The sequence below is a fragment of the Ruminococcus callidus ATCC 27760 genome, from assembly GCF_000468015.1.
Lineage (GTDB): Bacteria > Bacillota > Clostridia > Oscillospirales > Ruminococcaceae > Ruminococcus_C > Ruminococcus_C callidus.
On the sequence record NZ_KI260300.1, the window covers coordinates 1 to 7386 of the forward strand.

Below are 7386 nucleotides of genomic sequence, written 5' to 3' on the forward strand. Positions count from 1 at the left end.
AACCGGTCATTTCGCCGGATTGTATGCTGCTTGAGGACAAAAAAAAGGGGCAAGTCCAACAGTGTTAATGTTGAACTTGCCCCGAAAAATGAAAGGAATGGAGAATCATTAGAACGGACAATTTTCATGAAAAGATGCAAGCATACAGATGTGAAAGGGAAGTGCTGGAATCGATTCTGCGTGGAAAAGTTTATTTTAATGATAGGTTCCATCTGATGCTGCATCCTTCCGGCGTAAAAATACACCATAAGCGGATTTTAGGATGATTGGAACAGTTTCATCCAAATTGGAACAGCTATTTTGAGAAGCACAAATTCGCCTAGATGCTGCATCATTTCAAACCGGAAGGATACAGCATCTACATTTTGTAGATGCCGTATGCTTAATTGTATTGTTTTGAAATTTCCGGCTTTTACCGTTTGGAGTCCTCTTCCTGTTTTAACAAATTATAACGCATCTGGCAAAGGTCAAATACATTCAAAGTTTGATCTCCATTGAAATCTGCCGCTTTCCAGTCTGCAAGCTGTGTGTCTGGAACAGACAACAGCCATTTTTGCAGCAGTACAACATCAGAAATTGTAAATGCACCGTCTGCATTAACATCCCCAATGATTCGCTCCTGATACTGAATAGTGGCTCCTGTTAGCTTTTCATTCAGCAGACCAATGGTAATCTGATTCCACTCTTCTTCCGTTCCGTTATAGGAAACTGCACGCAGATTTTTGCAGTTATAAAATGCGGAATCTCCCACCTTAATCAGGGAATTCGGAATTGTAAGGGTCTCCAGATAAGGATTCTCGGAAAAAGCATACATTGCAACAGATGTAACACCGCTTGGAATGATATATGCAGCATCTGTCTTTGCTGCCGGATAGATTATGAGTGTATCTTGCTTCTTGGAATACAGAACTCCATTTAGACTAGAAAAATTGGGATTATCTTTCGCAACCTGAATCTCCTGCAATGCACTGCAAGAGCCAAACGCATTTTTATCAATTTTTGCAACTCCAGTTGAAAGTTTCACAGACTTCAAAGAAGTACAGCCCAAAAACGCCATTTCACCAATGGAAGTTACTGTATTTGGGATTTCAATAGATGTAATTGCAGAGAGATAAAATGCTCCGACAGAAATTGCAGTAACTGGAAGTCCTTCGATCTCAGAGGGAATTACAACATCAGAAATGGAATTGTCAAAGCCGGTGATCTCAATTGAATCTCCATGGTTGACATAGGTGAATGCCGATGTAGCTGTTGCAATACCAGTAGATACTTGATCAGGGTCTTTGACAGCAATGTCCAGATAACACGTCACATCAGAAAATCCACCGACGCCCTCACACTGATAGGCATACCAATGCTTTTCCGCATCATAGTTCACAGAGTTTTCTTTTACATATCCCTCTGCAATCAGCTGATCAAACAGTGCGTCCGCCATTTGCTTTCTGGTTTCCTGATCTGCATTCTGAAATGTGGTATCGCTGGACAGTGCGCCTACCTTTTGTGCGATTTCTGCCATTCTTTCGGCATCAGCATCCGATACCGCATCATAAATTACGACAGAAAAGGTTTTTGTGGTAGAAACTGTCCCATCAGCATCTGTCAGGCGAGCATAATAAGAATAAGAACCAACTGCCGCATTCTCAAACGACAGCACAGCAGACCAGGTTCTATCATTTTCCAGGTCATCTCCACTAACGTCGAAGTTGCCGTCATCCAGCATTTTTGCGACTACTTCGTTTGTTTTGGCATCAACCAGTTCTACATCGCTTCCGGAATACTTTAAGCAAGTAGCCGTAAAGACCACCTTTTTATCGGTTTCATCCTCCATAAACTCTGCGTTTCCAGTATGCTGATTTAACCGCAATGTAAAAGAAGGATACTCCGCTGCACAAATTTGCTCCGCACCGACAAAAAAGCAGGTGCCGCTCATCATTGCAGCAGTGAGCAGACTCAGAACTTTTTTCTTCATAAAAACTTCCTCCTCATTAAAATTATATTTATGATACCATAAAAAAAGTACCTGTGCGAGAAGTCTACGAAACTTACAGTGTTTTCGACGAAACTTACAGTTTTTCATATTTTGTTTTTATTTTGCAGCCATGCTTTTTTACAAATACAGAGCCACCTCAGCATTAAAATAGACATCATTATGATGGAGTTGACAGATTCCATCATATTTTTCAGCTGCTGATTCTACATTTTTCAATCCATATCCATGTGATTCTGTATCTTCTTTTGTTGTTACGATTTCGCCATTTTCATAATGAACCTTTCCTGGATAGGTATTTTTTACAGCAATAAAGAGCATACCCTTTCGATAAGTCATTGCGATTTTCAACTCACGTTTTCCGTCAGTTTTTTGAAGTGCCTGTACTGCATTGTCCAACAGATTTGTCAAAATTGTGGAAAGGTCTACAATTTCTATGGGAAGTTCTGTTGGTATAACAATGTCTACGGTTACAGCAACATTCCAATCAGAAATAGATCTTAACTTGTAATTGATAATGCTGTCTACCACAATATTTCCTGAAGTAGAGTACAGTACAGACTTTTTTTCTTCTTTCTGTATCAACTCTTGTAGATATTGTGAAGCCTCGTTGGTTTTGCGACCTTCAAGAAAAGCTTCTACAATAGAAAAATGATTGGAAATGTCATGGTGAAATCTTCTGGTGTCTTCCACTGCATTCTGCATCAGCTGACACTGGTTCTGGTAGTAATTTTTTTCTTGCTCTGCCACTGTTGCTTTTGCAGCCCGTGCATATGCAATTGACAGTGATTCATACAGAAAAAATACTACGATATTGATGATAAATAAGAGAATCATGGAAACTGTGACCGATTGTGCTGTCACTCCAGAAACAGTCGTAAACAGCAATTCTATGCCAATTGTCAGAATTGGTATGCACGGAGAAACAAACATTGTCCATATTGGAAGAATCTTTTGCTCATTTCTGTGATGCGAAAAATATCCTAATAGCAACACAATCCAAAAGATTACCATACGAGATAAAAAGATTCCGATCTCATTTTCATATTCATATCTTTGAAGTGGTTCTATATAGGCATTTTTTGTAACCACAGATACAATTAATTCCACGGCAAATCCTAAAACAATATATTCTAATATTGCAAGCAAGCGTTTTGGAAAAGTGGTATTATAGCATAATGAGATAGAAAAAAGTGAGATTATCGTGAAAATCAGATTCAAAAAAGGAATGTTTGCAACGAAATGAATCCCAATTGTCAATACAAAATATAATGCATAAACGCTAATTGTAATTACCTTGTTTCGTATCTGTGTTCCAAAAAGCGATTGAAAAAAATAATAAATAATATAGATGGAAAATAATTCCGAACAAGCGTATACAATATCGTAGTTGGATAAACTCATACGGACTCCTTTCGATTGATAGCAAATTGTTCTGCTCTGATCTCTTTTCGTTTTGACTGTGCGATTGGCAGTTCAATTCCTGTAGATAGATATACTTTATCATAGGCATATTTACGCACATATAAGTGATGAACTAGATATGTTTTGTGAATACGTAAAAACTGAAAAGATTTTAATTGTTTTTGCACATGATCCAACAAGCCATAAAAGCTATCTTTATGATATTCGTTCTGAGTGTAGTAGTGTATGATGATCTGGTGATCCTCACTCTCAAAATATATAATATCTTTGATCGGTATTTTCACAATGTTATGTCCTGTTTTGTATGTAAATGCATCGGCTTGTAAATGCAATCGATGAATCAAGCGTTCAAATACCTTTTCAATTTTTTCTTTGTTAATCGGTTTATGCACAAAATAAAGTGGATCATATTCAAAAATTTCAATGGCATACTCCTTATTTCCTGAGATATACGCAATTTGTGTGGCATCGTTTTTTAAGTTGTCTCGAATCATTTTACTAACATCAATACCAGTAAATTCAGGCATTTCAATATCCAGAAAAATCAAATCGTAGAATTCACCGTTTTGTAGATGCTCACATAGTTCTTTCCCGCTGTAATAGATATCGATATCAATTGCAATGCCTTTATTGGTTGTAATTTCAATCAAAATCGTTTCGAGTTGTGTTCCTATTTCGACAGCATCATCTATAATTGCAATTCGAATCATGTAATCACCCCTGTTACAATATAATTAGTCGGGTAACACCTTACAAGCCGGTAAGGGTTTACACGCATTTGTTACTTAAGCTATACTGAAAGCAGTGATTGGACTGACGTATCACTCCTTGGGACAAAGCGCCCGTAGCAAAGACAGTCATCCATGCTTTCATTATAGCGTTCGGTTTATGCAGGTTGGGCCACAGAATACTGTGCGTTCGTGTCACCAAACAGATTGAATAGGTAATGAGTAAAGCATGGTTTGCCCGATTACAATATCAAATCAAGAGAGGTAAAATATTATGAACGCAATAGGTATTGATGTTTCCAAAGGTAAAAGTACAGTTGCTGTACTTCGCCCTTATGGTGAGGTTGTGGTTTCGCCTTTTGATGTTGCTCACACCGGAAGTGATTTAAGAGCATTAGCTGATTTAATCAAGAAGCTCCCCGGTGAGACAAAGGTTGTCATGGAGGCAACAGGAAACTATTTTGAATCCATTGCCCGCTACCTCCACGAACAAAATATATTTGTTTCCGTAGTCAATCCTGTGTTAATCAGTGACTTCGGTGGAAACACGTTAAGAAAGCCAAAAACGGATAAGAAGGATTCGGTAAAAATCGCTTCATATGCGTTAACTTACTGGCTTGACCTGAAGGAATATACTCCTCAGGAAGATTTGAGAAAATCCTTAAAACTGCTGAACAGACAATATCAGCAGTCAATAAAGCTGAAAACCATGATGAATAATAATCTGATTTCGTTGCTTGACCTTACTTTCCCTGGAATCAACAAGCTGTTCACATCACCTTCCAGAGAATCTGATGGTCACGAGAAGTGGGTGGACTTTGTATTGGAATTTTCTCACTGTGACATGATTTCCAAGCTTACCATAAAGGCTTTTGCAAAGAAATACAAGAAGTGGTCCGATCAAAACTCATATCACTTCACAGAATCATCATGCGAGAAAATATACGCTTTTGCAAAGGATTGTGTCAGCAGCGTTTCTTCTGATAAAGCAATCGTTTTCTCTGTTGTACAAGCGGCAAAAATGCTTATTTCTGCTACGGAGAACTGTCATGCCATACAGTCTGAAATGAACCGTGTTGCTTCTAAGCTTCCTGAATATGATACTGTAATGAACATGTATGGTGTCGGAAAAGCTGTAGGTCCTCAGCTTATGGCTGAAATAGGAGATCCAAGACGTTTTCACAGCAGAAAAGCAATTACTGCTTATTTTGGCTATGACAGCGAGAATAACGATTCAGGTCAGAAAACTACCAGATCAAATCCGATGACAAAGAAAGGTTCCGGAGCTCTCAGACGAACATTGTTCATCATTATGCAGGTGCTTCTGCAAACTAAGCCGCAGGACAATCCTGTTTATGATTTTCTCATTAAAAAGAAATCTGAAGGCAAGCACTATTACTCATACATAAATGCAGCTGCAAACAAATTCCTGCGTATCTATTATGCAAGAGTAAAAGAAGTTTTGAATGTCTCAGAACAGATGACATAATTGTCTATTCATGCGTTCCTTACCGTCGGCACGACATACAGAGCATTTTTATGATGTTCTGTCAAGGTTGCCGACCCGCTAAAAATTTTTTAGGCTGCTCAGGCAGTCTTTTTGTCGTGTCCTTTTTTCTTTCAGAAAATTTTTTCTGTTTTTTTAATTTTAGGGGTTGACTTTTATTTGCAGGTCTTTGCTTCCATAATACCATAAAAAATCTTAAAAAGCAAGGGGACTAAAAGCTTTTCAATCAGAAATTCTAAAATAAAAACATATTTTTTATTTTGTCGAATCCAAACTTTATCAAAAATATACTACTTATAATATTATATACAAAAACGACCTGTTAGAAACACTTTCATAGCAGATCATTTTTATAAGATTAATTCAATTATTTGTTTATTCGATACGAAGATTTTCAATTATAACTTTTCTTTCACCGCTAAAGTTTTTCCTATGAAACACAAATTTCAATTCAGAAACATCTTTCCAAAACATAAAAGTACTTTGGAATTGAGCAAGCGGAATTTTGAATTCTCTCAAATCCTCATTTAAATAAATCTCGTAGGAAACGTCAATGCCATTAAGGCAAATTTCAATGTCCAAAAAAGTTATTCCTTCAGATATATAAGCTTCAAAGCACAAGTTTCTATCATTTGCAATATAATTTGTAAAATTTCGTTTTTCAGCAAATACAACAATGCTACATAATTTACTTTCTGTTTTTTCAAAATTTATTATAGCAGTTATTTTTTCTTGATTAGATTCCTTTTTAATGATCTTACAACCATCATTCTCCAAATCATCAATACAATAACTTCTTGCAAAAGCCATATTAAATTTTCGATTATTTTCTAAAGTCAAATTCAAAAACTCATCTCTAGCATTCTCCCAATGCGTCTGATTAGGATGAATACCAAATTTGTCATTTAATATCTTAAGAAACTCATTAAAAGCTGCTTTTGTCATGTTATCACAAGTTCCTAGTTTTATTCCAACTTTATTTCTTTCTACAACGCCTTGTACATCATTAAAATCAAATCCTGGAAGCAAAATACTTAAACTATCTGCCTTCCGTAACCAAACAGCTCCCATTTCATTTAGACATACAGGGCTTGCGTAATAATTATCAGATAAAAAGTAAATCGCATATATATTTTCATCAGAAATCAGCTGATTTAGATATGCATAAATATCATTTCCTATTGCAATTTTTGTTTCTGGTACAGAAGAACAAACAATATCTTTCTCTATAAGTCCAATTTTGTACATAAACGAAACAAATGCATTAACGACTTTCTCATCTTTAGAAGAATGACTTAAAAATAATTTGTAACTCATTTTTTCTCTCCCTTTATGGAAAATTTAGCATCTAATATAAGTATACAGCATCTTTTCGTAAATAGCAATACTATTTTCGAATTTTTCGATAATTTAAGCTGCATTAATCTGTTGTGTTTCTATCAAAATATTGCTTTTAACAAAAAAACGATAGCCTCGACCTACCGTTTTATTTTACCCTATCGTTTTTTTGTTGTTTCAGAAACGCAAACAGCCTGCCAGGAAAACGCTCTCCAGCAGGCTGTTTTTGATTAATAAAGTTGAAAAAGCCACGCATTTTCGGCATTTTTCCAAAAAGAAAGCACTGCACAATTGTATCATTTGTGCAGTGCAGTTATGTGGTGTGTAACCTACGCTACAAATAATACAAAATCCTCGAAATTACGGGCTTTGAACTGACCCCAAAAAGTTAGACAAAGATT

The 7386-nt window shown here is 36.4% G+C and carries 6 protein-coding genes; 1 reads left to right on the forward strand and 5 read right to left on the reverse strand.

Going from position 1 to position 7386, the window contains the following annotated elements:
• The 4 genes from RUMCAL_RS16125 to RUMCAL_RS01730 all read right to left on the reverse strand — a co-directional run.
• A partial coding sequence (locus RUMCAL_RS16125) for a hypothetical protein (protein ID WP_207636432.1) occupies positions 1–212 on the reverse strand: 212 nt, incomplete at its 3' end.
• 200 nt (positions 213–412) lie between these two features.
• Positions 413–1969, reverse strand: a complete 1557-nt coding sequence (locus RUMCAL_RS14285) for a leucine-rich repeat protein (protein WP_051343597.1) — start codon at positions 1967–1969, stop codon at positions 413–415.
• Positions 1970–2107: 138 nt separating this feature from the next.
• Positions 2108–3391: a sensor histidine kinase gene (locus tag RUMCAL_RS01725; RefSeq protein ID WP_021680707.1), complete on the reverse strand. Its 1284-nt coding sequence runs from the start codon at positions 3389–3391 to the stop codon at positions 2108–2110.
• Entirely contained in the window at positions 3388–4122 is a 735-nt protein-coding gene (locus RUMCAL_RS01730; protein ID WP_021680708.1) for a LytR/AlgR family response regulator transcription factor, read from the reverse strand. The genes RUMCAL_RS01725 and RUMCAL_RS01730 overlap by 4 nt, the downstream gene beginning before the upstream one ends.
• A gap of 292 nt (positions 4123–4414) precedes the next feature.
• Between RUMCAL_RS01730 and RUMCAL_RS01735 the strand changes: the two genes are divergently transcribed.
• Positions 4415–5629 (forward strand): IS110 family RNA-guided transposase, encoded by a 1215-nt coding sequence (locus RUMCAL_RS01735; protein ID WP_021680709.1) that lies wholly within the window; start codon positions 4415–4417, stop codon positions 5627–5629.
• 393 nt (positions 5630–6022) lie between these two features.
• On the opposite strand, the gene RUMCAL_RS01740 is transcribed toward RUMCAL_RS01735, so the two are convergent.
• Positions 6023–6964, reverse strand: coding sequence for a TIR domain-containing protein (locus RUMCAL_RS01740; RefSeq protein WP_021680711.1), 942 nt, complete (start codon positions 6962–6964; stop codon positions 6023–6025).
• Positions 6965–7386 lie beyond the last annotated feature (422 nt).

Excerpts from the sequence above, each read along its gene's own strand:
- RUMCAL_RS01725 (WP_021680707.1), bottom strand. The coding sequence starts at position 3,391 with ATGAGTTTATCCAACTACGATATTGTATACGCTTGTTCGGAATTATTT.
- RUMCAL_RS14285 (WP_051343597.1), bottom strand. The coding sequence starts at position 1,969 with ATGAAGAAAAAAGTTCTGAGTCTGCTCACTGCTGCAATGATGAGCGGC.
- RUMCAL_RS01730 (WP_021680708.1), bottom strand. The coding sequence starts at position 4,122 with ATGATTCGAATTGCAATTATAGATGATGCTGTCGAAATAGGAACACAA.
- RUMCAL_RS01735 (WP_021680709.1), top strand. The coding sequence starts at position 4,415 with ATGAACGCAATAGGTATTGATGTTTCCAAAGGTAAAAGTACAGTTGCT.
- RUMCAL_RS01740 (WP_021680711.1), bottom strand. The coding sequence starts at position 6,964 with ATGAGTTACAAATTATTTTTAAGTCATTCTTCTAAAGATGAGAAAGTC.